Annotated in this window: 1 pseudogene; it reads left to right on the top strand. The window is 31.6% G+C overall.

The window, feature by feature from the left end:
* A pseudogene (locus tag ACOV1R_RS16120) lies at positions 1–271 on the top strand (hypothetical protein); the annotation flags it as partial.
* Positions 272–370: the final 99 nt, after the last annotated feature.

Here is a 370-nt window from a genome sequence, read left to right on the forward strand (position 1 = left end):
AAAAAAATACTTCAGACACAATCAAGTCCTAACTTTTTCTATGGTTCATTACGTAATCGGAATAAGTAGTGTTGTAATAGTTAATAGCATTGTATATTTACCAATCTTCCTCGACTTTTTAATTCCGATTCCCAAAAGTTACCCTGGTAACGTTGAAAAAATTGAACTCCAAGAATTCATTACTTTTATTATTACTCTTGTAATGCCTTTTTTAATCATAGTTTTTACCCCCTTTTCTTTGAAAAAATTACTCTCCCATTTCAATAAATAGGGTCCATTATCTAGTATAGACCCTATATATTCATAGCCCCTTTCTGTTTGGTGTTAAAGTATTAGTCATCGATGTCATGCACTATCTTGTTTAGCTCCG

The sequence above is a fragment of the Lactiplantibacillus sp. YT640 genome (assembly GCF_049745435.1).
GTDB lineage: Bacteria > Bacillota > Bacilli > Lactobacillales > Lactobacillaceae > Lactiplantibacillus > Lactiplantibacillus plantarum.